The sequence below is a fragment of the Eubacterium sp. BIOML-A2 genome (genome assembly GCF_009680135.1).
GTDB lineage: Bacteria > Bacillota > Clostridia > Lachnospirales > Lachnospiraceae > Faecalicatena > Faecalicatena contortus_B.
On the sequence record NZ_WKZK01000001.1, the window covers coordinates 44185 to 69881 of the forward strand.

The following is a 25697-nucleotide window of genomic DNA, read 5'->3' on the forward strand; positions in this document are numbered from 1 at the left end:
AATATCACGCCTCCCTAAGGGAAAAACACATCTTCGTTATCCTATTGGCTGAACATTCTGAAAACGGTCCGCAAAGGGGTCTGACCCCTATTCTTCCTCCACCAGTTCCCCAAATTCTGTCCGCTCGAATTCCTGTATAGATATATGCTTTTTATTCGGATTCGCATATACAAATGTCTTATCCACATTCTCCAGGTAGTTCTGTATCTTATCATTCGTAGCACTGATGATAGCCTGGAAGCCTAATCCACGAATAAGCGAAATGCAGCTTGCCACTTTCTCCGCATCCATCTTTGAAAATGCCTCATCCAGCACCACCAGCCGAATCGTAGGATTCCGATGTATCTTGGGCGACAGGTTAATCCGGTATACCTGGGCGAAACTGGCGAGCAGTGCCACATACAAAGGATTCTGCCCCTCGCCTCCTGAGTTTTTCTTGATCATCTTACTGAGGCCGATGGTCATGTCTTTTTCGCCCTGCACGATCTGCTGCATGTCAAAGGACAGATAGGTACGGTAATCGGCATACTTGTCCATGTTCTTCTTGGCCTCTTCCAGTTCCTCCCTTGTGGCATTCTCGGGCGGAATGAAGATGTTGATCAGCTCGTTCATCATATCCCCGTACTGATCCTCGTGCTCCATGGTGAACATATTCAGCTGGTTCTCCATGGCATGGGTAAGCTGGGACGGATTGATCTTCAGTGAATCATCCATGAACATCCTGTAGTATTTTCCGTCCGGTCCCTTGTTCTTTGTAATCACAAACTGGTATTTATCCTTTCCGAAATCCAGCCTGCTGATTATGCGGTTCAGCTCATCCTTGCGCTGGTAGGCTTCCCGGATTGCACTGCGGATCTTGAAAATGAAGTCGTCCTTGAAATGTTCTACCGCCGACCGCGCCTGCTCCCTGGCCGCTTCTTTGTAGCCTTCCAGATCGTCGCATTCCAGGCTCTCCAGCAGCCTGTCATAAGGGCCGTTGTCCTTAATACTGGCTGAGAATGTCCGGTTCGGGTATCTCTGCGTGTAGCTGCTCCGGATATCCACCAGCTCCTGGTAAGCCCGTTCCTTCTTCTCCTCCAGCGGCGTCCGGTCCCCCAGCCGCTGCCTTCTGAGATAGTCGTAGTTCACGGAACGCCTGCCCTCCATAAACTGAGCAAACAGCGCCTCTAACTCCGCATCCTCTTTGAAGTACCGCTCCCGATCCGCAAGCTGGGCATGCATCTCCATGCTGTCGGACTTACATTTACTGATAAACTCCTTATTCTTCCAGATCTCCTCCTGGGCCGTCCGGATCTGCATCTTCTTTTCTTCCTGCCGCCGCATCAGCTCAAGCTTCTCGGCCTCCCACGCAGACACAGATTCTTCCCGGAGCGTACGCATCTTCTCCGTCAGCTGCTTCTTTTGCCGCTCCTTCCCCGGAATCTTCCCCACATCGTCCAGCCATTCCATGTATTCGGAAACCGGCTGCAGCAGGCCCTCGAACTGCCCAATCTTACGGAATTGCTCCAGCATCTCCTGCAGGGGCATCCGCTCCTCCTGCAGCGTCCGGCACTTCTCTTCCAGCTGGCGGATGCGCTGCCGCATACTCGTTTCACCAATGTAAGCCCTTCTGGTGTAGTTCTCCGGATTCATGTGCTGCAGACGGTAGCTGTGGTACAAGACACAGTCCGGCGTCACGCCCACGCGGCACCTGCGCAGCTCCTCCACACTCTCACATTTCATCACATTCCCGAGGAAAAAATCAATATATGCCTTCACATGCGCCTCCCGCGCAGTCACTTCCCCTGCCAGCGCTCCGGGCCGTACCGAATGTTCCTCCTCCAGAACCTTCTCCGTATCCAGCACCGCGGCGCGGAAGAACTTTTTCTTATCCATCTCCTGGTAAATGTCCATGGCAGCCTTTGCATACTGCGGCTCCACCACCAGAAGCAGCTTATTATTCCCCAGATATCCTTCCACGGCATTGTGCCACCGCTCATCCCGGATATCCAGCAGATCCGCCAGAATCTGTACATTCACAAACTTCCCGCAGCGCTCGTGCAGCCGGTTGCGCAGCTCATATCTGGCCTCCTCAAGCTCCTTCGGGTATGCCTTGCGCCCCTGCCTGAGTTCTTTTAGTTCCTCCCGGGCCTCATGCTCTTCCTTTTTAATCTTCCTAAGCCGGGAATCGGTCTCACGCCGCTCCTCCTCCAGCTCCTCCCGAAGCGCGGCCAGGCTCTCCTTCAGCCGTTCCAGCTCCCCTTCGGTAATACTCCCCTTTCCAAATTTCTCGATATCCCATAAAACCTGGTTGGGCGCCGCGTCACAGCCGGTCCAGTCCTTCAGCCGCCCCGCGGTCTGCTCCCACTTTACCTTACTGCTGCTCAGGCGCTCCAGCGCCTCATTCACGCTCAGCAGCTCCGTTTCCAGCCCGGAATAGCCGCTGTTGCTGATCCGTAGCAGCACGTCCTCATATTCCTTCTGAATCCGGGCAGCATCTTCCTCCCGCCGCCGCTGCATCGTCTCCTGCCGGCTGATCTCCTCCTCGCGGCCCCCGATTTTGTCCGACAACTCCTGAATCTTCGCCCGCAGTAAAAGCATCTCCAGCTTATCGATCTGATACGTACAGGACTCGGCTTCCCTGCGGCGCTCCCTGTACTGTCCATAACTTTCCCGGATCTCCTTCAGCCGCCGGATCTCCTCCAGCGTCTCTTCAATCTTATTGCGCATCCGCCCGTACTGCATAACACTCTCCTGCAGATCCTCGATGTGGATATCCTGCTCCATGCAGATATATTCCTTCACAAAATCTTCCAGCTTAATGTTCATGCGAAACGGTATCGCCCGTTTAAAAAGCCTGGGGAACTTCTCCATATCCAGCCCGCCTAAGTAGATATCATAGAGCTGTCTGCGGAAACGCTCGTTGCTGGGGCCGCAGTAATGCTGCTCCGGCGGAAATACCCGCTGCAGATACTCCCGTATTTCCCCTGTTGTCAGGCAGCGCTTATCCGCCCGGTAACCATTCTCCAGAAGTCCGCCCGTGTGCCAGAAAAACAGCCTGCCGATCTCATTGGTCGCAGTCTCCACATCAAAAACAACACCCACACATTGCTTTTCATGGGTATTGGTCTGCTCCAATTCTAACACAATGGTACTGGAAAAATTATGGTTCCTCAGATACTGAGATTCATTATTTTCACTGATATTCACCATACCACGGAGGTACTCGATCAACGTCCGGTCCGAATCATCCGCTGCAGCCTTATTAAAAAATCCCCGCCCGTCCGTATTGGCATACAGCACAATCTGCAGGGCGTCGATCACCGTAGACTTCCCGCTGCCGGAATGGCCGGTGAAAAAATTAATCCCCTCATTCAGCGTCAATATCTTCCTGTCTATATAATGCCAGTTATTCAGGCAGATCTTTGATAGTGCCTTGAATGGCTGTTTCGTCTCCAATGTTGTCCTCCTCGTGAAATGTTTTCAGCAGTTCCCGGATATCCTCTCCCATCAGCACCGCATTAATACACGGATAGATGATCAGCCTGGTGTGTTCGTTCAGTTCCTCCAGCATATCCAGCGGCTCAATGATCTGATATTTCTTCAGAAGGGAGATCGTCCTTCGCATCTCCGTAGGCGACGGAATCCCCTTAAGAACACGGAAGTCCCCGGCCTTTCCGTTGAGCGCCCCCATAGTCGTCACGATATGGCTGCTGGAAGAAACCTCCGCCATCTGTTCATCATAAAGAAGCTTCAGCACCAGCAGATATATCGTGGCAAGCCTGGGCATCTTCTCACCCCAGAGCGCCTCCCCCTGGATATAGATCAGCCCCATATGGGCATTCTCCTGAAGCGTAATCCCCGCCACCTGAAAATACGCTCTCAAAAATTCCAAATGCTTACTGCATGTCCGGTACTCCTTCACATAGGCCAGCCTTCCCGCCCGCCTGTCATACTTCCGCTCCAGAAGAAACGTCTGCCTGTACAGAAGCTGAATCACATCCGTCAGCGCCTCCTGCTCCTCCTGCATCAGCTGTTCATAATACTCTATCATAGAAACACTGCTCCTCACTTTTTTGATGCCATTCATCCTGCAAAGGGGTCTGACCCCTTTGAGGCTCCTTTGAGATTCTGTTAAGCTGCCCGTCTCACCGCCGTCGTACAAACCTCAGCCCCGGATAGCGGTACCCATGATTCTCCACCATCGCTGCATCTTCCTCCAGCACCATATACCGGCTGTTCTTCCTGGTACTCATATCATAAGCCAGTATCAGCTTTTCAAAATCCCCTTCCTCCGTAATCTCCAGCTTTGACACATCCAGCACCTCGTCCTTCATATGCGCCTCGATAAACTCCTCAATCTGCCTTCGATTGTATCTGGCCTGTATCCGGTTAAGCCTCAGCACATCACTTCTCTCCAGATCCTCGGCAGCCTCCTCCGGCGCCATCTGGCTGATAAAGTCCTGCCGCCCCTTCCGGCGCTTGTACAGCGACTTTTCGGAAATCATTTCCAGCAGGGACAGGTTCATCCGGCTTCCCGTACTCCGCAGAACCTCCTCATAATCGTCTCCCTGCGCCATGCGGTTCAGCAGCCGGATCACCAGTCCCTTCGTGTCCGTCTCCCCACTGAGCAGATAATTCAGCCTCGTCACCGTGGCCCGTACATACTTCGTGTGCTCCTTATCCATATTGGCAATCCTGTGCTCAATATCATCGAATCCCCGCTCAATCATATCAAGCAGGTCCAACACATCTTCCTTCGTATCTCCCTGCGCCCTGGAACGCTCCCGGATCTTCTCAATCCACTCCTCGTCCTCCCGCATATCCCGCAGAACCTTTTTAATATCCATCTTATAAATGTAGAAGTTGTCCGAAGTCTTTAGAATATGGTACTTCTTCTGCACAATCTCTTCGACATACCCCTCCAGATGCTCCTTCAACAGTTCCCCGTAAGTCTTCTGGTCCAAAAGCCTCGCAAAAAAACGGTCCATATTATGAAGCATGTCCTGCAGCGCCTTATTGAGCTTTCTCGTATTGATCAGCGCCGTCCGGAGCATATTCAGATTCACGCGCGGATCATGTTGAAATGAAAACAGCGTGGCATACACATTCTGGATATAAACTTCCGTCTCCTCCATGTCTTCCGATGTCAGCCGCTCAAAAGCATCGATAAAAACAGCGGAATAATCCGGTATCACAATATTCACAGCCAGCGTATTATAATCCTCAATCTTCTTCAGCCAGCCGGTCCTAAGCAGCCAGTTCAAGATACGGGAAGAAGGCGTCTCCAACATATCAAACTCCGTCTCATCCTCCTCGCGCTGCAGCTCAAACCGCTTCCTCGCGTTCATATCACCCAGAACCTGGATGCAGGCTTCCCGCGTCAAAAAGTAATTATTGTACTGGTATTCTTCATTAATATATAATAACGCCTCAATATAAGCATCCCGGTTCACCGAGCGGAATAAACTCCAAAAGGTGTCCGGGACTTCAAAACGCATCTGCATAATGTAATTGTTCCCCTTTGGTTCAGTAAGGTATTGTTGGTTTCCAAATACAGCATCAATCGTACAAACTCATATGGTGCAGGACAGCCCGCACCACACCCTTATTACATTTTATCATACGGCCAAAATACTGTAAACTGAAAGTTCGATTGCGGGCTTTTGTCTTGTTATCGAATCGGACGCCTGTGGGAAGGAGGGGACGTGGCACGGCGCAGGAGGCATATGTGGGTTTACAAGGCTTTCCATTTGTTAACTGCCACTAAAGAGGAAACAGCCGGATTTTATGGATCCGAAGGGATTCACCCCGTTTTCTGATGAAAACGCGGCTCAGCCCTTCTTGAAATTTGTTTGGTAAAACAAATTTCATCCATAAAATCCGGTTGTTTCCCCTTAAGTGGCAGTAACACGCATTCTATGCCCTGTAAACCCACATATGCCTCCTGCGCCGTGCCACGTCCCCTCCTTCCCACAGGCTGGTTCATCTGATCGGCAGGTAAGACTCGCTCACCAGGGAGGCCTATTTATAACATTCTTCCAGAACTTCTCTGATGTCCTCCAGCGTCATCGGTTTGAAGAGTAATTTCTGAATATTTGGTGTGACAACTCCCTGCATATCCTTTACCATAACCTCCAGTGCTTCGTCCGCCAATCCCAGTTCCTTGAAGTTTCTTGGCATTTGGAGTACGTCAAAGAATAATTCTTCAAACTTCCGGATGACCATTTCACCCATTTCCAACGGCGGAATGTTTTTGTCCATCCCAAATACGTTTACGCCAATGTCAACAAAACGGAATGCGGTATTCTCATCCAGAGCCCAGCGCATCCAGCGGGGTGTGATAACTGCCAGGCCTGCGCCATGCGTAATCTTATCGTTATAGGCACTGACTTCGTGTTCCAGTCCATGGCAGATCCATGCCGCATAATTCCCTTTTGTGGTAATGCCGTTGCACGCCCATGTACAGCCCAGCATAACATTGGCACGGGCATTATAGTTCTCAGGCTCATTGTAGGCTATTGGGCCGTATTCAAAGAAAGTCTTCAAAAGCGCCTCCCCTACTCGTGCATGGAAATAAGCGCCGTCCACCTGGGTAAAGTATGACTCCAGCGTATGGCTGATCCCGTCCACAATTCCGGCAGCTGTCTGCCATTTTCCTACGGTAAATGTATATTCCGGATCCAAAAATGTTACCTTGGGCCGAAGATCCGGGCCATGGAAGCCCTTCTTGACCTTTGTATCTTCATTGTTCAACACCGTACTTGTTGTCATCTCGGTTCCTGCACCGGAAGCTGTGGAAATAACAAGCACCGGAAGTACTTCCTTCTTCCACCACTGCCCAACCAGTTCGGACACATCGCCGTCATAATAGAAAGCAGTTGCAATTGCCTTCGCTGTATCAACACAGCTTCCGCCTCCGACTGCCAGGACGGCTTCAATCCTGTTCTCACGGCAAATATGGACGCCCTCGCGCACCAGGCCCATCTTTGGATTCGGTTCGACTCCCGGGAGCTCCTTAATATACGCGCCATCCTCATTCAGAATGTCCATTACCTTATCATACAGCCCCATTTTCTTAATACTTCCGCCGCCGTATACAACCAGTACCCGTTTGTTTGGGCTCCAGATGTTAATACTTTCCGCCAGGTTATCGAGCGCTGTTCTGCCAAAAAACAGCTGCGTTGGTGCACAAAACATAAAATCTTCCATTTCTCTTCTAATTTCCATTACTATTTCCTCCTGTTTGACTTTATTTATTCTGCTATTTGCTGGAAGGCATCCAATGTCTTCCAGAGTTCAGGCTCCCGATCCCAGAGCTTCATCATGATCGTGCCTATGTAAGCTCCGTCTGCCCCCGCTTGTTTTACTTCGTTTAATTCTTCTGCCGTTGATATTCCTGTTACCCCGAAAACAGGTGCTTTTACCCCTGCCTTTCTAATATAGGCCACGCGTTCTTTCCACGTGGTAAGCCCCGGCCTTGGTTCTGTTCTGCCATTTTTATTGCTCAGGAACACAATCTGGTTATCATTCGCTTTTGCAAGCTCGATTGCTTTTTCACTGGTATCATAGCCAATAAAAGTTGCCGTAGCGATACCGCGTCCATTCAGATAACGCATGATCTCCGGATCCATGGCAAGAACAGAATATACCTCAATTTCCTTGCAAAAATCACCAAACCGCTCCAGACCGATTGTCTCTATCACATCCGGATAGAGCACCAGGTGGATTTCCAGGTTTGGATGTTTTTTACGTATTTCGCGGAGCGCATCCATATACACTTCATATCCGCTGCCATACAGATTTCTGGCAGAGCGCATCCTTTCCTGGATAAACTCCGACTCGCGGGACGGGTCAGCCGATGGCATATCAAATTGCAGGGCACAGACGCCATGCGCAACATAATTGTCTACCATTTCTTTCGTTTTTTCGATGGTCGGCCAGCCGTTTATAATATAAAATACAGGCCTGAATCTCATATTCACCACTCCTTTCACCTACGATTATGAATCACTGATCAACAGGCTTTTTTACCGCCCGTCATTCAGCCTCGGTTAAATATCGGAAAGAATCCAGTTTCTCCCATAGTTTATCTTCATCTTCCCATAGTTCCATCAATGCCGTACCGATATAGGCTCCATCGGCGCCTGCATCTTTTACTTCCTGAAGCTGTTCCTTCGTTGAAATTCCAGATACCGGATAAATCGGACCTTCTACCCCGCGTTTCCGGAGCCACTCAATCCGCTGCTTCCATGTAGCCAGGCCCTCTCTTGGTTCCATGTCTTCATATCTGCTATTGCTGCGCAGCATCACAAGATTCTTCGTGCGAACCGCACGTTCGACCATGAACTCCGGCATATCATAGTGCAGAAAATCTGTGGTGCGCACGCCCCGGCTGTTCAGATAATCTGCGGTTTCATTATTGTCAACCATAACCGTATATGTCTGGACTTCCAGACAGTAATCCGCGAACTTTTCCAGTCCGATGCGGTCCGCCACATCATTGTACAGTACCTGATGGAATTCTATTTTGGGATGCCTCTTTCGGATCTCCCTGATACAATCCATGAATATGTCATAATTCAATCCATATTGATCAATTGCATGCTTCATGCGTTCCTGAATAAATTTGGATTCCCCGTATGGATTAGAGGACGGCATGCATATCTGAATTGCATTTACACCATGATCGACATATTTATCGACCATTTCAATCGTTTTTTCTACGGATGGCCACCCGTTAATAATATAAAAAGCCGGACTAAATTTCACCCTTCTACCTCCTTTACAATCTGCCTTCTTCGATACGCCTGATAATCTCTTCCAGAGGGATTGCCTTTGCCGTATATTTTGTCAATTCTTCCAAATGAATCTTCGACCGTTCTTCCGTATCAGATGCCACCATGTCCGAGGCCGCATAGGCCTGGAACTGCCGCCACATTGCATCCGTGGCTGTTGCGCGCACATCATAATTCGTCTTTACACCGCACACAATTACATTACGGATCTCTTTCTCCTTCAGCTTCTTTTCGAGCTCCGTGCCAAAGAATGCGGAGGACGCAAAATGTGATATGACCAGATCCTCCGGAAGGACCTCCAGCCGCTCATCCATTTCGGCATCCCAGCTTCCCTTAGGCGGGACAGGATCCCTTCTTTTCAGAACTTCCGTATCCAGGGAGCACTCTTCTCCCTCAGACTCTGAATTTGCATATACGATAAGGACACCGCGTTCTCTCAGTTTCTGAATACCATCCAATATAGCAGGAATTACCTTTTCTGTTGTTTCATAAAACAAGCAGCCTTTTTTATTCGTAAACTGATTCTGCATATCCAGCACTACCATTGCGGTCCGGTTCGTTCTCTGCATGTTATCTCCCTCCCTTACAGTTTTCCTGCCTTCAGCAGCTCCATAACCTCTTCAGAATTTACAACGCTGCAGTACTGATGGCCCATTTCGTTTAGATGAAACTGATTCAGTTCCTCGCTATTTGTTCCCAGCATATCGCTGACCATAAAAGTGCGGAAACCGTAACTGGCCGAATCAATGGTCGTTGCACGGCAGCACACATTTGTCTTTACTCCGCTGACCAATACATTTTCAACGCCTTTTTTCTTTAGTCGTTCCGCCAGGTCGGTATGCAGAAATGAACTGGCTGCAAATTTCTGCATCTTCCAGTCTCTTTCCGGGTCATAAGGAATCCTCTCATCAATTTCAGCTCCATAAGTCCCTTCTACCAGCGTTCTCGTATCGTGTGTAATCCGTGTAAGCTCCGGATTGGGTTTATGTTTATCCGGTACAAGAGAATAGATAATGACTATGAGGACTCCCTCGTCTCTCATGCGGTTTATTTTCTCAGCAAAATCTTTCAGCATAATCTCTGTGGTATGATAATACGCTTTTGCCCCTGGCTTCGTAAAATCGTTCTGCATATCAACTACCAGCAATGCCGTTTTTGTTTCCATAGTAATCACCTCCCGTTGTTATGTTGATACTACAAGTAATTGTATAACGCACTTATGTGCATTATTTAAATATCATCTCCTTTTTATTGGATTTGTATTGGCATGCAGTCAGTCCTGAAATAGAGCTGGCTCGCTTCTACCGGAAATGTCACCACACCATTTGTCGCAGTACATACGATTGCACGGTATAGCAATGGAAAGTCCTTTGGAACTTCCAGGGCAGAACTCATCTCCTCATCCGCAGAGATTGCACGCAGTACGCACCTTTCGGGTGTTATCGAAAGCCCAAAATTATTCTTTAGCACTTCCGACAAAGTGGTTTTGCTTAAGTCGATTTCTGAAAGTCCCCGGAGATACTTTATATTAATGGCTGTCTTAGCATAAATTACCGGAATCCCGTCGCCATAATATATCCGTTCATAATTCAGAACCTCATCTCCTGAATCAAGATGCAGGCATTCCGCCGAAACGGCGTCGCTTGGAAGCAGCTCCTGCCTGAGTACTTTGTGGGATGGCTCCATACCCTGCCGCCGGATCATCTCGCTGCATCCGTAATCATCCTTGCGTATCTCATTTTGGCGTTTTGATGCCTCTTCGACATAAGTGCCTTTCCCCTGAATTTTGTAGATATACTTGCTGGCTGCAAGTGCATCAAATGTTTTCCTAACAGTAGTCCGGCTGATTCCATATTGTTCACACAATATATTTTCAGATGGAAGCTTCTCATGCTCAGCCCAAAGTCCTGAATTAATTTTCGTAATAATATCCATCTTGAGACGATAATATTTTGGCACAGGAATTTCAGATGTGTTATCCATGACATTTTTATAATTTTCTTGCTCCATTCATCTTCAATCCTTTACATTTTGCTGTTATTATACCATATCCAGAAAAAATTGCCAAACATTTAAAAGCTTCATTGTTATCGCTTTTTTCTTATGTGAGATGTTATCAGTCTGCAGCTGCTGCTTTATATTCATAGATTTCCCTGCGGAGTTTATCCAGGTCTTTGGCCAGGCTGATCATTGCGGTTCCTACAAAGAACCCGTCCGCCCCGGCTTCCTTTACACCCTTCACATCTGCAGGGCTTTGGATTCCCCCTCCACAGTAGATTGGGCGTGTAATTCCAAGGTCACGCATATATTGGATCACATCCCCTAATGTCTCATATCCGGGCAGGGCCGTCTGCCCGGGGAACGGCTTTGTCTGCATATAGATGAGTCCCCCCGGCTTCAGACAATTGTTCAGCCGTTTAGGATCCAGTATAAAGCTGCCAAATGAACATCTGGAAACAGCCTTTTCATCTAACGCATCTATGGACTCCTTCGTCAGATTTGCTGAAATCACGCAGTCCACGCCCGCCTGCACACAAAAATCCGCGTAGCGTTGCGGGGTTACCATATCAAAAACTTCCTGATATACCATGGTATATACTTCCCGATCCGGATGTCTCTTCTTGATTCCTTCTATCGCATTAAAATATACTTCATAATCAGCTTCCGCAGCGTACGCCTCCTGCATCCACGTTTTAATTGTCTCTTTTTCGTAACATGGGTTGGGGCTTGGAATGCTGATTTCCACCGCGTTGCACCCGCCTTCTATATAGACATCCGCCATTTCCAGGCTTCTTTCCAGTGTCGGATAGCCAAGCGAAAGATAACCCACCATCTTCATTCCCTGCACCTCCTTTTTATTTATTTTTTGCAGATACCAGAGCAGCTGCCAGCTTCTCGTCTACACAGGCTTCTAATTTCCCATTGGCCTTAATGGAGGAACCGATAATAAATCCGTCTGCATACGGCATCTGTTCCTGAATATTATCCACGGATACTCCGCTTCCAACGATAACCGGGATTTTTACGGTCCGTTTCACACGCTGTATGGTTTCGATGGGTGTTTCCTCGCCGGTTGCCCTTCCCGTAACAATAATGGCGTCCGCGCCCTGCTTTTCTGCAAAATATGCCGACTCCTCAAGCCGCGTCTCCGGATACATCATTGTTCCGTGTTTTACCTGTATATCAGCCAAGACTGCAATATCCCGCATTCCTTCCTGTCTGCGCACCTCCCAGACCCGATTGGCGCTTGGATAAGAAACTCCCGGTGGAAAAATCATCGTGTCTACAAATGTTGTCAGCCTGACAAAACCGGCTCCGGATGCCTTCGCAACCGAAAACATATCCATACAGTCCGGCGTTAAATAAGATACTCCCGTAGGAAGGCTTACTGCCTGGCTTACTGCTTTGCAGATAATACTCATTGCCGCCAATTGCAGCTGCCCCCGCGCCATTCCCGAGGGAAGATCTAACGTAGGCTCTGTCAGTATTGCATCAAATCCCGCTCTTTCCAAAGTCTTTGCATCTGAAACCGCTTTTTCAATGATTGCGTCCATACTGCCTGCATAATTCATAGTCCCCGGCAAAGGAAGACAATGCACCATACCGATTAAAGCACTGTTTTTCTCAAGCATATTCATAAATTTCATACGGTATCACTTTCCCTTCATTTCTATTTTGCATCCGGACGCTGTCTGTTTCGTTCCAGTAACTCTTCTTCTGATGGGGCACGTGTCACAGAGCCATAGTCTTCAATAATAAAAGAGGCTTCCGTGCTTCCATACTGTGCAGCCGTCACAGGATCTTTGCCTTTACTCAACCCATATAGAAATCCTGCGACAAAGGCATCGCCTGCACCGATGGCGTTTACATTGCCGGCAGCGTTATCCGTGATCGGAACCGTTGTCTCTACGGCCTCGCCGCACTTTTTCTCGTATACAATGCAGCCTCTGATACCCAATGTTTTCACAATAATCTCTGCTTTACCGAACTTAAATAAATCTGTAATATCTGTATATCCATACATCTCATTGATCCATTCTACTTCTGATTCATTTGCGAATAGAATCGCGGTATCCCTCAAAATTGGTTCTAAATTTTCTTTGTTGAAGACAGAAGCATCCTGGCTCATGGACAGCACCATCGGCAGGCCGGATTCCTTGATTGCTTCATACATCGGCATCAAATCTCCTGCCTTCGGACAAGTAAGGACTGCCATCCTGCTGTCACTCAAAAACTCCGGACGAAGGGGAATATGCTCCGCTACCAGCTTACGCAGATCCACATGCCCTTCTGAGGAGTGATAACCGCCGATCGTAATGTGGTTTTTGTTCTCGTCCTCCAGCATATAACAGGTTAAATAATCATATTCCCCCTTTGGAGACTTAAAGACCGCGTCAACCGGTGTCCCGTATTCCGCATTCACGCGATGAATTTCATCCTGCATGCGGTCATCAGAATATGCCAGAACCGGATAAACCGGTACACCTAACTTAATCATATTATATGCGATATTCCATGCTTTCCCTCCATAATACAGTTTATCGAAATTAGTATTGGAAATCGGAGTTGTCACGCCTGGCTGCGGAAATTCTTTAAACTTAAATACTTTTACAGTTGTTGCTGTGCCAAATACTGTAAATTCATATTTCTTCATCATATCTTTCCTCCTTTGATTGAAAATTGTCACCGCACCTGGTAATGTCATCACTACAAGATTATCACATGAGTTTTCTATTTGCAAGTATGTTTTTCATATTTTTTATTCTAGGCTCTTTTTTCATGGTTTTATACAGTTTTTGCTCTCTATTTTTGATAATATCGCCACTTGTAATTACAAGGATATAAGTTTATAATAAAACTATCAATAAAACCGTGTCATCGCTTTTATTCCTGGTAATGTTTGTCATCGCAAATAAAGATTCTTATTAGGAGGATAAATTTATGGCACAAAATACACAAGGAAACCAAAATGGGAAAGTAAAAGGGTTTTATGGCTGGTTTATCGTGGTCGCCTGTTTTCTGCTCTCGGCATCCAGTACCGGCCTTCTTACGAACCTGAACTCACTTTTTATTACGCCTGCAATTGAAACATTAAAAGTAAATCATTCTACATTTATGTTATTCAGTACACTGGCTATGTTTGCCTCTATGCTTGCAACTCCCTTTATCGGGCCTTTATTCCGTAAACACTCCGCTAGAAAGCTTATTATCATCGGAGGTATTCTGGGGGCCTGCGCGCATTTAATTTACTCCGTTGCAGCCAATGTCTGGTTCTTTTATCTGGGCGGAATTATTGCCGGGGCATCATCAGGATTATTTGGAACAATCCCAATGAATTATCTGCTGGCAAACTGGTTCTATGATAAGCGTGGTACAATGACAGGAATTGCCTTTACAGGTTCCAGCCTGATTACTTCTGCACTTTCCCCTGTTGTCACCAGGCTGATCGCAGCATATGGATGGCGGACAACTTACCGCATCCTGGCCGTAACAATCGTAATCGTTGTTCTAATCTCTGTTCTGTTAATACGTACCAAGCCTGAAGATATCGGGCAAAGGCCCCTCGGTACCGAGAACAAAAGTGAAGCCGAAATCAAACCAACTGGTTTTATGCGTAAAGATGCGATGAAAAAAATCTGGTTCTGGACTTACGCAATCGGCGTATTCCTGATGGGGTTAGTCGTATCCGGTACCCAGCAGCAGTTAGTCGCCTATTGGACTTCAGAAGGAATCTCTGCAGCCAGGGCCGCTACATTCTTCTCAGTTGTTATGCTGGTTGGATTGGTAGCAAAAATTCTTCTTGGAGGTGTATTCGACCATTTTGGAAGTTCAAAGTCCATTATTATTTGCGGGGTCATCTGTGCAGCGGCATTTGCTACCCTTGCCACCTGCCTTGGAAACGTAAGCGCCTTTATACCGGTTATTTTATTCGGAATCGTGTCTGCTGAATTGGTTATCGTTCCTTCCTTTACTGTACAGAGGGTATTCGGCCTGCTGGACTATGCATCAAATGTCAGTCTGTTTACTACGATTCTGTTCCTTGGAAGCGCCGTCGGCATTCCGTTTTGTGCAATCATTTTCGATTTAACAGGAAGCTACCGGATTGCATGGTTCCTATACGCTGTCCTTGCAGTCATACTGACAATCTGCCTGTTTATTTCCAACAAACTTTCGATTAAAGCGTTTCAAGAGACTCTTGGTATTGAAAGAGTGGACTAGATTGTAAGAATAAGCAATTCAATATAAGATAGCAGAAAAAAGGCTGCTCCGCACCAAAAGGTTCGGAACAGCTCTTTTTATTTATATTCCAAAAGTAATGCAAACTTCAGGACAAGTAGATATTCAAATACATACGTTCTGTGCAGCACAAAAAAAGGTGCAAAAAAGTTTACACAAAGTTGACATACAATCGCTGATCTTATTGACAAACCAGCACTCAAATAGTATAATATAACAAGTTATTTAGTTCTTTTAACCTGGTTCTGTTTTCACAGTTTAGTAACTGATCTTCGAATAATGATAAACCATTTATTCATTTTCACTATTTATACCACATTACATGCATAATATGAAAGAGAAGCGCAATACTAATTCTGTGGCAGTACTGCAGTGATATCCTTTTCTATTTTTATGAAATCCATGATAGTATGACTGATATTCCTTTGATAAATCCGGAATTACTATAAAATTGTTTTTTACGTAAACCCAGACGGGTCCCTCTAAGATAAAGAAGCTGTCCTTTCAGGCCACTACCCGGCCGTGAAAAGGGCAGCCTCTTTTGTTCATGCACAAAAATCTGTTTTTTCAAGTACGCCAAGACAAGCATCTTGCTCCGCATAACATAATACCGCCCCGCACCTCCCCCATCTGCTAAAAACCCGCTAAAATTCCCCTGCCCCCATTGTATCCCGCCCCCTCTGCCCATATAATAAAGCGCAAAAAGGAGACCAAATGAAACATACTAACCTACTGACAGCAATCAAAGGAATGATCGTAGGCGGAACCATGCTGGTACCGGGTGTAAGCGGCGGTTCCATGGCTATGATACTCGGCATTTACACCAAATTAATCCATTCCGTAAGTTCCTTTACAAAACATAAAAAAGAAAACCTTCTTTTCCTTGCAGCCTTTTCTGCAGGCGGCGGATTTGGTATGGTTCTCTTTGCCCGTCCTATTCTCGGACTCATCCAAAATTATCCCATGCCTACTTTGTACTTCTTTATGGGTGCAGTAACGGGCAGTGTACCCTTAACGCTTAAGCAGGCGGACATCCGGCGCTTCTCCTGGAAATATCCGTTGTACATGGGCATTGGGCTGTCTGTGGTTCTCCTATTCGCCCTGCTTCCCTCCGGCGCCTTACAGGCTGATATGGCTAAAGGGGCTGGCGGCTTGCTGCTTCTGGTATTAGCTGGATTTGTCGCAGCAATCGCACTGGTGCTGCCGGGAATTAGTGTCTCCTATCTGTTCCTCCTGATGGGGATATACGATTCCGTTATGCGGGCAATCAGCAGTTTCCGGCTGACATTCCTTGCGCCCCTTGGCATCGGGCTGCTCTTGGGAATTGTCTTTACCACGAAGCTCCTGGAACACGCCATGACAAAATACCCCCGGCCGGCATATCTTATAATTCTAGGATTTGTACTAGGTTCCATTGTGGAACTCTTCCCCGGTATTCCGTCCGGGCCGGAAATACTTTTCTGCATCCTCACTTTTGCTGCCGGATTCGGAATCATCCGGCTGGTTTCTGTAACCGAAATAAAGCAACTCCAAAAATCCAGACCCGAATATCAATAAAATAGGGGTTCGCAGGCGGATCAGCAATCCGTCTGCCCTTTATGTATCTCTTCTAATATCCGGTCCGCCAGCACCCTGGCCCCTTCTCCGTCTTCCTCCATCCCAACAAGCTCCATAAACTGCCTGCACGCTGTTCTATACGCCTCATAATCGAACGCCAGAATATTTTGGCGCAGCTGTGTTTTATCCTCTGCCAGGGAAAAGGGCAGCTCCCCGAAGGTAAAGTACAATTCCCGCTCTTCTGCCAGATACCTGGCAACATCCCCCGCAAAAAGAAATACCGGCCTTCCCGTCAGCATAAACTCAAACATACTCCCGGAATAGTCCGTAATCATAACATCCGCGGCAGCCATAAGCTCCTGCATGTCCGGATAATCAGAGGCCGGGATTACGCCCTCCGAGCAGTCTGTACCCTGATATGCCACATTGGGATGCATTCTGAAAAGGCAGATATAATCCCCTCCAAATCTGTCCCGCAGAACTTCCAGGCAGGCGCCGATATCCAGCCGGTACCCCACGCCTCCCGTTTTCGACCGGAAAGTAGGCGCATAGAGAAGTATCCTTTTCTCTTCCGGTATCCCAAAATGTTTCCGTACCTTCCGGATTACCGCAGGAGGCGTATGGAGCAGAACCCCGTTTCTGGGATGACCGCACCGCATCACTTCTCCATGATACCAGAAGCTATTTCTGTATTTATCCGCCCGGAAAGCGTTATTGGAATACATCAGATCCGTCATGGATGCATCCCGCACGGCCTTTCTTACATAGGCCCGGTCCAGCCGCCCTGCATCCTGTTCATTCTTCTTCAGTCCCAGGGAAGAATGCCATGTCTGAATATAGTACTGATCCTTCTTTTTCCGTATGCGGATACCGCTCTTAAAGTTATCCACCCACACCCGCGCCGTCGCCTGCTCATACACCGCCCTGATTCCACCGTACCGGACCGGACGGATACCTTTGGGGAATTCTTCCGACATACTGCGGGTCAGCCATACGAGATCCAGATCCTCGTCCCGCTTTAACAGCTCCTCTGCTATATACTTCGGATCGCAGCCATATCCCCTGCCTCCAAAATTATCAAACACAATTTTATGATCCCTGGCCGGCAGCAATGCCAGGAAACACAGGATCTTTTCACATGCCACCCAATATGCCTTTTCCAGCCAGCACGGTTTACGCTGCTTTTTCATTTACCCTCTGCCCTCACTCATTGATATTTGCTAAAATGTTTATTCCGTTTTCATATGCCGTTTTATCGTTTGCCAGCCGGACACAGTAAGCTTCAACTATATCCCTCGGCTCTTCTTTTGAAATTTGGATTCCCACGGTCATTCCGTTCTTCCCCAACTTTTCTTGCGGAAAGGGATTTGCAAATTCGGCGCTGACTGTCCCCTTTTCCTTGGATTCCATTGCTGCGTCGGCCCTTATCCGCTTTTCCACATCCCCGCACCGCAGTATAAAATACCACCGGTAGTCCGGATTGATCATAGCAAATCCGCTGTTTCTGACCTTCAGCTCCAGCCGTAACTGCTTTTTCGCCGTAAAATGTCTGTCAATACTAAATGATTCTGCCCACGGCCTGCAGCCCAGATGCATTTTAATGTATTCATCACCCGGCATGTTGTCATATTCCTGCTCCGCCCAGTACTGCCACACCTCATGATTATACTCCGCATGCAGGTACGACAGATTCAGCTGCCGCGCTTCTTCCGCCACATTGTGTATATCAGTGAATTCACTGATAAAGGGCATCTCTCCCCCGTTAAACGGCACCTTGATGTTCGCAGCGGACCATTTCAGATCCTCTTCTCTTGTGTAATCCTCCCTGTAAGTACCCAGATCGCTTTCACTGGAAAACAGTCCGTCATTATAAACTCCCAGCCTGCCGGTGTCACATCCCCACGATTCGGCTTCCCGTATAAACTTCTGTCTTCTTACAGACACGGGGATCCTTGCATCCAGCACACTCTCCCATGCTCGGATGACCTCCATACGGTATATTTTTGTATCCATGTACCGGCTCTGGGTCCATTCCCCAAACGCCCCGATCATACCGGCCTGGACTCCCGCAATGCAGCTTTTGTATGCATTCAGAACCTGGCCGGTCTGCCGGATGTGTTTTAACATAATTTCAAACTCCGGATCCTCATACTCCCCGATAAAATCATATGCCGCCCGGAAGATCACCGAAAGCCCCAATTCCTGTGCAATCTGGAGTGTATGTTCCAGATCCCGCATCTTGTCATTCGGTATCACCTCCATTTCCCGCTCGTCATCCAAAAGAAATGTAAGCAGAACAACATCATAATCCGGGTGTTCCTCCGCCACATCATAGAGCCTGTCAGGATCACCGGTCGAGCACTGAAAATAGACTCCCTGAAAGGGATTTGCCACTCTGCTGCCACTTTCCCTGTAAGTAAAAACCAGTCTGGCCCGATATTCAGATACCAACCAGATAACCGCGGCGGCCAATAAAACTATGAGAATCATAAACCGTAGTGCCTTTCGGACTTTTCTATCTTTTTTAATCGTATCAAACCTCCGGAAATAATTTCAAATACACTTCCGCCATCACCCTGTATACATGAGGCGAAACGGAAAATACGAGGATCGATAACCGATCCATAAATCCCGCACATTCCAGGATCTCTTTCTTATATGTACTGTAAGTCAGCTTCCATTCTGCTCTCAGCAAAGCACCCAGCTCTTTTCGGTCCGGCAGAAACTTCGCGGTCCGGTACCAGGCGATCTGCAAATTGGTAAGATATCTTTTCCTCGCATACCGTTCCAACTCCCAGTCATTGTTATCCCTGAAAAATGTAACAGCCTCCCGCAGCGCCCTGATTTTATCCAGGCGCTTTTCCCGAAAGCCGTCATTCATGATACTCCCGCCGCGCTGCAGATAACGGTACAGCGGCTGGTTTGATACGGCGACCCGGCCGGCTTCATAAAAAACACGGTATGTCACAAACTCGTCTTCATGAGTCTTCCCCTCCGGATATACCAGCAGCGGCTTTAGGTCTCTGTGATAAAGCTTTCCCCAGGCAGTAATCATCGCACGTGCGCTTTCTTTCACAATCTTTTCGGCAGCCTGCCTGCCGGTATAAACCACGGTATGGAAGACCTCTTCCCCTTGATTTTTGTTCTGCCTGCTTTCGTTTTGCTTGTTTTGACCCTGTCTGCTTTTGTGCTCCCATTCCAGGCCGTATGCACAGACAGATACCTTCGCCTGGAATTCTACGGCATTATTATACAGCACCTCCAGGTATTTCGGCTCGATCCTGTCATCACTGTCAATGTATGTAATATACTCCCCTGCTGCCAGGCCAAGCCCTGTGTTTCTGGCCCCGGACAGCCCCCGGTTTTCCTGGTGCACGACGCGGATCCTGGCATCCTGCCCTGCATACCTGTCGCACATCTCCCCACATCTGTCCGGGGAACCGTCATCTATCAGGATCAACTCAAAATCCTGAAATGTCTGGCTAAGAATAGAACCGACACATCTCTCCAGATACTTTTCCACCCCGTAAACCGGGACAATGACACTTATCATATCTTTAGCTCCTCTACTGTAAGAATTCAGGCCTGCCCGAACTCTTACCCTCTACTTTAAAACTGCCGATACATACCGTTTCATCAGCGGATAACATATATAAAAAAACAGACTGATAATCTTAATTAATTTGCGTTTCAGTGCACACATGCAGAAGAGATAGAACCACCGCTGCAGCGCCGAGGGAAGTGTCTTCAGCTGTTCTGATGCCTTTGCGGTCCCAAGCGCCTTCTCTGTCTCCGCAGCATAGGCAAACGTACCTGCCCGCTCCTCAAGGCGTCTCAAAGACTTTCCTTCAAAGGGAATATTTTTTATCATTGACCAGCAGAAAGACCGCATGATCAGCGGAACAACCATATCCAAGTTCTCTTCCAGTACGCCCTCCCCCTCGAGATAACTAACCAGCGAACAAATCATGTTGACGCTTTTTGTGTGTATCTGAGGATCTGATTTTCGGGTCGTAGAAGCATGATCCGTCACATAATAGCAGACCGGACAGTCCATGCAATAAAACACTGGATAGTGGCTCCATACCTTCATATTAAACAGAAAGTCTTCCATATTCATAGACCGGATGTCATCCATCCATATATCATGCTCCCGCAGAAACTGCCTCCGGTATAATTTGTTCCACACATAACCAAACATGCTCTCCGTCTTCACCTTATGGTACAGTCCCGTTTCTGCGGCGGTTCCCTCCCGCTTCATCAGGCCTTCTCCGGCGGCGTGCACCCACTCCCGGGTTTCGCCGTTTACCCGGTAATAACTGCCCATGACAACGTCCGCGCGGACGTCTTCTGCCTGCTTCCACAGCCTGTATATACTGTCAGTGTCCGACCAGTCATCCGCATCCGCAAAACAGATATACTTCCCTGACGCCGCTCTGAGCCCGTAGTTTCTGGCCAGCCCCTGCCCGCAGTTCTCAATGTGATACACTTTGATCCTGCCATCCTCTGCGGCCTCCTCGTCGCAGATCTTCCCCGTGCTGTCCACAGAACCGTCGTCAATGATCAGAATCTCGATCTGTTCCTCCCGTTCCCATCTGCGAATCGCACGAATACAGCGTCGTATAAACTTCTCCCCGTTATATACGGGTATGATAAAACTGATCTCCATAGCGCCTCCTCTTTCGATATAATTTTCCGGGCCCACGCCCTCTATGCCTTCATGTTCTTTTTCATCCTTCGGTTAAAGATGAGATAGAATGCCAGATAGCAGAGGTTGCACACCACCCCGCATACAGCCGCTTTGAGCAGAAAATGCAGGACCCCGCCCTCCGGGAGCGCCTTCACGGCAGCCCCCGTAACAAAGAGGGACACTGCCAGTAGCAGAAGCGTGATAAACTGGTAGTATATTTCATTCAAGAAGCTTTTCTTAAAATACCTGAACACAATGAGGGGTTCATACCAAAAAAGCGTGACCGCCGATGCAATGGTCGTCGCAAATAAAATCCCCCACAGACCCCATATTTTTCCCAGCACAAAGGAAAGGACGATATTCAGTCCGCCCTTAATCAATATCATCCGTTTTATATTTTTAAACAGCCCGGCACTCTCCCGGTACATCTTGGTGGCAGAACGGCATATTTCCAGGTAGTAATTTACAATGATCACTATAATCACTTCCCGGGACAACAACTCCACCGTCCCCATCCAGATCCTGATAAAATCCTGAACCAGATAATAAAAACAGACGATTGTGGCTCCCGTCATCCATGAATTGATAAACGAATAAAACTGGAATCCCTGGTATTGATTCTCCCGTTCGCTTACAGACAGCAGCTGTCCCACCCTTGCCGTAATAGCCTCGTAGAATGCTCCAATCAGGCTTGTAATTCCCGCAATAATGAACTGGTAATTGGAATAGATTCCAACCATAGCCGTATTAATAAAGCGGGAGATGAAGATATTGTCCGTATTGCTGATCAGGACTTTCCCGAAACGGTACATCACCATATCGGCCACATTGTTTTTGATGGCATCTGCTTCCTTTTTTTCCAACTCCCTACCCGGTTCAAACAAAAATCCATACCGGGCCTTCAGATATTTGCCGAAAATTCCATTTATGAAAATATTTTTTACGAGTATACAGATTACAAATGCCTCATAGCTCCTGAAATACTTTAACAGCAGAATCTCAACGATCAGAGCCGAGGCATCCACCCCGCCGGTCACCGCCGCCACAAAGTATCTGCGCTGATCCGCCTGGATGAAGTAATTTCTCACCATCTGCCTGTTGTATAAAACAACGGACAGCATGAATGTCAGATATGTAACAGTGACCTCCACATCACTGATACTGGCATTTACCGAGAATACTGCAAATATGGTCGATACAGTTCCGATTCCCAGAACTACCCAGGTCATTTTTTTATAAATGCCGTCATAATACCTGTAAATTGCGGCCAGCCTTTCTTTGTCCCCCCTGGCCAGCGGGCCGTAAAAGCTGAACAGCATGGCCGTCCCCGCGCCAAAATACGCAAAGGACAGCACGTCACAGAAATTAGAGTACAGGCTTTGGAGGCCCAGGTACTCCACGTTCAGATACAGGCATATCACCCGCTTTGATATCAGATTAATCACCAGTGACAAGACCTGGCTGAGCATGCTGACAATGATATTCCATTGCAGTAGCTTTTTTCCACTATCCTGCTGCATTGCGCTCCTTCTTTCGGTAAACAACTTTTCCTTTATTAGAAGACTTCATCGTGTCCACGACTTTGTAATCGCAGAAGATAAAGGTATCCAGATTTCTCTCGATCCAGCGGATTCTGAAAAAGCTGTATGTCCATCCCGTCAGCATTCCGATAAATACCCCCGTTCCCCAAAACGGAATCGGCCACTTGCTGGAGAACAGGCTGGCAATCAGCGTAACTGCAAAAAACAGCGCGCCCGTCAGAAATGCTCCCGTCATATCTGCGAAGTAATACAGATAAATAATATTCCCATACATCATGAAAATTCCGAGAAAGGCAACGACCAGCATAGGATAAATCGTCATCGTAACACTGTCGAACCCGATCTTCTTTCCGAACAACACCATAAACAGAAATATAACCGACGTGATTGCAATCTGTGTGCCAAACACCTGGATAATCTGCTGAGAGAGCGTCCGAAACAGCTTTTTGCGTCCCTTTGCGATCATTTTATAGGTTCCCCCGATGACGCCTTCCATGTACTCTTTATAGGCAGTATGGAACCTCGTCTCCACCACAACCATGAAGGAAACCATCACGGAAATGTTTGTAAACATGGCAAGGCAGGAGGCCATGTCATAGGCCTGGTGGCTGTAATAAGTAGAAGCCACATAGAGGCGGCCGGGCACGGTCCAGAATACAAAATTATGGACATACAGGCCCAGGATGTATAAAAGGTTGGCCCCTAATAGTCGTTTAAACGACCACAAGTAATGCATACACTCCCCGTATTCGTTCGACACGCTTTTAAAATACCGCTTGATATAGGAAAAATCGCAGACTGCGATCACAAAGAATCCCAGCGACAGCCCGTATATGATGGAGTGGATCGCATCCTGTCCAGCCAACCGGTAGAAGGCAAAAGACACGACAAAGCTGATCGCCATACCAATCACAAAGAACAGCGCAATGATTTTATAATCTTTGGTCGCATGCAGATACGTGATCGCAAAAAATAATATAACCAGCGACATCCACTGCACATAGGCAGCGAGAATAAACGGCAGGTCGATCTTCCCCCGTACCCTCAGGCTCCATCCCACAGGAAGGAACATAAGCGTTGCTATGATACAGCATACAGAATTCCCCGTATAGTAGGAGGCCAGTATGTTGGAATACTCTTCCATGTAAAATTTATCCGCCAGATATCTGGAAAAGATGACATTGAACGGAGAGGTCAGTATGACGGAAAAGATAAAGGTGTAAAGTATGGTGGAGGACAGCAGCTCTCTGTCCGCATACGGCACCTTCGTCATCCCCAGAAAAAAATAGAGCAGAAGGATGGCCACGATCACCAGTATCATTGGACCGATGGTCACAAGGGAACTGTACACAATGCCCAGCATTCCCCTGGATATGCTTTCTTTCCTGTATATTTTCTTTAATTCAAATCCGATGCCCGCCATTTTTCTCCTCCTCTCTTTCTGACAGTTCAAGATAAAGATTATAATATGTGCTGAAAACCTCGGACTCATCGTATGCCTTTACAACTCTCTGGTAACCCGCCTGCCCCATCTTGATTCTGGACGCTTCATCTCCTGCCAGCTTCAGGATCGCGCGGGCAATTTCGGATACGCCCATTACAGGCACAATATAACCGGCCATGCCGTAATTGTCGCGTTCCCCCTCGATCAGCCCCTTGCAGTTCCCTACATTTGTGGCAATAAATGGTTTCTTCGCGGCAAAGCCCTCCAGAATAGAAAGCGGCTGGCCTTCGCTGATACTCGTCAGCATCAGAATATCCATCCTGCCAATGTACTCTTTTACGTCAATGATCCCAGTAAATTCCACATCCTGAATGTCCATATCCCGCACCATGGTACGGCATTCCTCCGCATATTCCTCTGCTTCCTCCATGCCCCCCATGATCCACAGCTTTAGTCTTGGCTCCATGTTTTTAGCCAGCGCAAAGGCGCTGATCATAGTCTTAACATCCTTGATAGGGGTGACACGAAGAACTGCTCCTACATTGATATATGGATCCGTATCCTCTTTCTGCCGGATCCCCTCAAATTTGTGGTAATTTACGCCGTTCGGAATAACCACCGTCTTTTTTTCGTCGCATCCCAGTTCAATCTGGAACCTTCGGGCAGCTTCAAACAGGGATACCACCCTGTCGGCGTACTGGTAACAACATTCTCCGATCTTTTTGAACTGGTCGATCCAGATATCCTTGTAGATCCCGCTTACCCAGTCCGCTTTGATGATCTCTTCCTCCCGTTCCCGTGTGTACAGCCCATGCTCTGTCATCAGGAAGGGGCGCCCGTATAAGCTCTTCTGCATACACCCCCAGATCCCGGCATACCCGCTGGATACGGAATGGTACAGATCCGCCTTCTCCGTCCTGGATTTTAAGATCGTAAACAGGGGGAGCTAAAGGGAACGCATGGTCCAAAGGAAATCTGAAAATACAACCCTTCTGAAATTCGTATTATAGTAGTCCAGAGTCATCTTAAAAAAATCACGTCCCGAAAGCAGCGCATTCAGCGAAACCTCTTTTTCTGCAAAAAATCGGATTATCACATTCCAGTCAGGATTGCTTTCGAACATCAGGTTTTCGAACGCATCGTACTCTTCCCCTGTCAGGGAAACCCTTTTCTGGGTTTTATTATTCACATAATCGTCATCCAGTAGATACACCTCCTGAATCTCACTGACATTCGAAGGAATCTTATATTTAAACTGCAGATTCGCATCCGGGCTTGCCGCTATAGACTGTACAACGAATTCTACATCCGGCATGGCAAGCATCAGCCCCTGCATCCAGCTTGATACCCCGCCGTTGACATAGGGATATGCTCCTTCAACAATTAAACATACTTTCATTCAAACCATTTCCTTTCTTCCTTATACTGCCCTTGTGCGGCCTCATCCGGTT

The 25697-nt window shown here is 47.7% G+C and carries 20 protein-coding genes and 1 pseudogene; 2 read left to right on the top strand and 19 right to left on the bottom strand.

The window, feature by feature from the left end; genetic code table 11:
• Positions 1 to 87: 87 nt before the first annotated feature.
• From GKG43_RS00180 to GKG43_RS00235, 12 genes are all read right to left on the bottom strand, one after another.
• Complete coding sequence (locus GKG43_RS00180; protein WP_129878288.1) at positions 88 to 3438, bottom strand: SbcC/MukB-like Walker B domain-containing protein; 3351 nt, start codon at positions 3436 to 3438, stop codon at positions 88 to 90.
• Positions 3389 to 4033 (bottom strand): DUF4194 domain-containing protein, encoded by a 645-nt coding sequence (locus GKG43_RS00185; protein WP_050639341.1) that lies wholly within the window; start codon positions 4031 to 4033, stop codon positions 3389 to 3391. Before GKG43_RS00185 ends, GKG43_RS00180 begins: the two co-directional genes overlap by 50 nt.
• A 94-nt stretch (positions 4034 to 4127) precedes the next feature.
• Positions 4128 to 5486 (bottom strand): Wadjet anti-phage system protein JetA family protein, encoded by a 1359-nt coding sequence (locus tag GKG43_RS00190; protein ID WP_050639340.1) that lies wholly within the window; start codon positions 5484 to 5486, stop codon positions 4128 to 4130.
• A 517-nt stretch (positions 5487 to 6003) separates the two neighbouring features.
• A complete protein-coding gene (locus tag GKG43_RS00195; protein WP_050639339.1) occupies positions 6004 to 7209 on the bottom strand; it encodes an iron-containing alcohol dehydrogenase in 1206 nt (401 codons plus the stop codon).
• A 26-nt stretch (positions 7210 to 7235) separates the two neighbouring features.
• The gene (locus GKG43_RS00200; RefSeq protein WP_055150949.1) at positions 7236 to 7958 is read right to left on the bottom strand and encodes a tryptophan synthase subunit alpha; all 723 of its coding nucleotides are present in this window, start codon (positions 7956 to 7958) and stop codon (positions 7236 to 7238) included.
• Between the two features lie 61 nt (positions 7959 to 8019).
• Positions 8020 to 8751, bottom strand: coding sequence for a tryptophan synthase subunit alpha (locus GKG43_RS00205; protein WP_050639337.1), 732 nt, complete (start codon positions 8749 to 8751; stop codon positions 8020 to 8022).
• A 13-nt stretch (positions 8752 to 8764) separates the two neighbouring features.
• Entirely contained in the window at positions 8765 to 9346 is a 582-nt protein-coding gene (locus GKG43_RS00210; RefSeq protein WP_129878289.1) for a cysteine hydrolase, read from the bottom strand.
• Between the two features lie 14 nt (positions 9347 to 9360).
• Complete coding sequence (locus GKG43_RS00215) at positions 9361 to 9942, bottom strand: isochorismatase family cysteine hydrolase (protein WP_129878290.1); 582 nt, start codon at positions 9940 to 9942, stop codon at positions 9361 to 9363.
• A gap of 83 nt (positions 9943 to 10025) precedes the next feature.
• Positions 10026 to 10787, bottom strand: a complete 762-nt coding sequence (locus GKG43_RS00220) for a GntR family transcriptional regulator (protein ID WP_050639334.1) — start codon at positions 10785 to 10787, stop codon at positions 10026 to 10028.
• Positions 10788 to 10893: 106 nt separating this feature from the next.
• Positions 10894 to 11625 carry a tryptophan synthase subunit alpha gene (locus tag GKG43_RS00225; RefSeq protein WP_255350404.1) on the bottom strand — a complete coding sequence of 244 codons (732 nt, stop codon included), beginning with the start codon at positions 11623 to 11625 and terminating at the stop codon, positions 10894 to 10896.
• Positions 11626 to 11632: 7 nt separating this feature from the next.
• Complete coding sequence (locus tag GKG43_RS00230) at positions 11633 to 12424, bottom strand: BtpA/SgcQ family protein (protein WP_055150958.1); 792 nt, start codon at positions 12422 to 12424, stop codon at positions 11633 to 11635.
• 23 nt (positions 12425 to 12447) lie between these two features.
• Entirely contained in the window at positions 12448 to 13434 is a 987-nt protein-coding gene (locus GKG43_RS00235) for a carbohydrate kinase family protein (protein WP_050639331.1), read from the bottom strand.
• 284 nt (positions 13435 to 13718) lie between these two features.
• Here GKG43_RS00235 and GKG43_RS00240 point away from each other — a divergent pair, with 284 nt between their 5' ends.
• On the top strand, positions 13719 to 14996 hold the full coding sequence (locus GKG43_RS00240) for an MFS transporter (protein WP_050639330.1): 1278 nt from the start codon (positions 13719 to 13721) through the stop codon (positions 14994 to 14996).
• A gap of 732 nt (positions 14997 to 15728) precedes the next feature.
• On the top strand, positions 15729 to 16571 hold the full coding sequence (locus GKG43_RS00245; RefSeq protein ID WP_055150961.1) for a DUF368 domain-containing protein: 843 nt from the start codon (positions 15729 to 15731) through the stop codon (positions 16569 to 16571).
• A 20-nt stretch (positions 16572 to 16591) separates the two neighbouring features.
• On the opposite strand, the gene GKG43_RS00250 is transcribed toward GKG43_RS00245, so the two are convergent.
• From GKG43_RS00250 to pelF, 7 genes and pseudogenes are all read right to left on the bottom strand, one after another.
• Positions 16592 to 17761 (bottom strand): CDP-glycerol glycerophosphotransferase family protein, encoded by a 1170-nt coding sequence (locus tag GKG43_RS00250; protein WP_055150964.1) that lies wholly within the window; start codon positions 17759 to 17761, stop codon positions 16592 to 16594.
• A gap of 13 nt (positions 17762 to 17774) precedes the next feature.
• Positions 17775 to 18965 (bottom strand): DUF4832 domain-containing protein, encoded by a 1191-nt coding sequence (locus GKG43_RS00255; RefSeq protein WP_243125790.1) that lies wholly within the window; start codon positions 18963 to 18965, stop codon positions 17775 to 17777.
• 139 nt (positions 18966 to 19104) lie between these two features.
• Complete coding sequence (locus tag GKG43_RS00260) at positions 19105 to 20124, bottom strand: glycosyltransferase family 2 protein (RefSeq protein WP_055150967.1); 1020 nt, start codon at positions 20122 to 20124, stop codon at positions 19105 to 19107.
• 51 nt (positions 20125 to 20175) lie between these two features.
• Positions 20176 to 21240: a glycosyltransferase family 2 protein gene (locus GKG43_RS00265; protein ID WP_055150970.1), complete on the bottom strand. Its 1065-nt coding sequence runs from the start codon at positions 21238 to 21240 to the stop codon at positions 20176 to 20178.
• Between the two features lie 41 nt (positions 21241 to 21281).
• Positions 21282 to 22781, bottom strand: a complete 1500-nt coding sequence (locus tag GKG43_RS00270; RefSeq protein WP_055150974.1) for a hypothetical protein — start codon at positions 22779 to 22781, stop codon at positions 21282 to 21284.
• On the bottom strand, positions 22768 to 24225 hold the full coding sequence (gene pelG / locus GKG43_RS00275) for an exopolysaccharide Pel transporter PelG (protein WP_055150977.1): 1458 nt from the start codon (positions 24223 to 24225) through the stop codon (positions 22768 to 22770). Before pelG ends, GKG43_RS00270 begins: the two co-directional genes overlap by 14 nt.
• Positions 24206 to 25645 (bottom strand): annotated as a pseudogene (pelF, locus tag GKG43_RS00280) (GT4 family glycosyltransferase PelF). Before pelF ends, pelG begins: the two are co-directional and overlap by 20 nt.
• Positions 25646 to 25697 lie beyond the last annotated feature (52 nt).